This window comes from Mesorhizobium sp. M7A.F.Ca.CA.004.04.2.1 (assembly GCF_004022825.1).
Lineage (GTDB): Bacteria > Pseudomonadota > Alphaproteobacteria > Rhizobiales > Rhizobiaceae > Mesorhizobium.
Genome location: NZ_RZPH01001393.1, coordinates 1 through 1,175, shown reverse-complemented (window position 1 = coordinate 1,175; position 1,175 = coordinate 1). Strand labels below are relative to the sequence as shown.

General features: G+C 65.7%; 1 protein-coding gene. It reads left to right on the top strand.

From position 1 onward, the window contains the following. Window positions 1-1,175, top strand: a 1,175-nt coding sequence (locus EN893_RS34850; protein ID WP_245490964.1) for an alanine--tRNA ligase-related protein, incomplete at both ends; no start/stop codon positions are given.

Below are 1,175 nucleotides of genomic sequence, written 5' to 3'. Positions count from 1 at the left end.
GTCCTGCGCCGCATCATGCGCCGCGCCATGCGCCATGCGCAGCTGCTGGGTGCCAACGAACCGCTGATGTGGAAGCTGGTGCCGGCGCTGGTGCGCGAAATGGGCCAGGCCTATCCGGAGCTGCTGCGCGGCGAACAGTTGATCACCGAGACGCTGAAGCTCGAGGAGACCAGGTTTCGCAAGACGCTGGTGCGCGGCCTCGGCCTGCTCTCCGAGGCGACGGAGACGCTGCATGCCGGCGACATGCTGGACGGCGAAACGGCCTTCAAGCTCTACGACACTTACGGCTTCCCACTTGATCTGACGCAGGACGCGCTGCGCCAGCGCAGCATCTCGGTCGATCTTGCCGGCTTCACCAATGCGATGGAGCAGCAGAAGGCCGAGGCGCGAAAGCATTGGGCAGGCTCCGGCGACGCGGCGACCGAGACCATCTGGTTCTCCGTGCGCGAGAAGGCGGGCGCCACCGAGTTCCTCGGCTATGAGACTGAAGCTGCCGAAGGCATCATCCAGGCCCTGGTCAGGGACGGCAAGACCGTGGACAGCGCCGGCAAGGGCGACGCGGTGGCGATCGTCGTCAACCAGACCCCGTTCTATGCCGAGTCCGGCGGCCAGATGGGCGACACCGGCGTTATTTCAGGCGAGGGCTTCTCGATCGAGGTTTCCGACACGCAGAAGAAGGCCGATGGGCTATTCGTCCACATCGGCGAGGTGGCCAGCGGCACGGTCAAGACCGGTGTTGCCGTCGAGCTCAAAGTCGACCATGCGCGCCGCTCCAGGTTGCGCGCCAACCATTCCGCGACGCATCTGATCCATGAGGCGCTGCGCGAGGTGCTGGGCAGCCATGTCGCGCAGAAGGGCTCGCTGGTCGCGCCCGAGCGCCTGCGCTTCGACATCTCGCACAACAAGCCCATTTCACCGGAGGATCTCGAAGAGGTCGAGCGCATGGCCAACGAGATCGTCGTCCAGAACGGCCCGGTGTCCACGCGCCTGATGTCGGTCGACGATGCCATTGCCGAAGGCGCCATGGCGCTGTTCGGCGAGAAATACGGCGACGAAGTGCGCGTCGTGTCGATGGGCACCGGCGTTCACGGCGCCAAGGCCAACCGGCCCTATTCGGTCGAGCTTTGCGGCGGAACGCATGTCCGGGCGACTGGCGATATCGGCCTGGTGCGTGT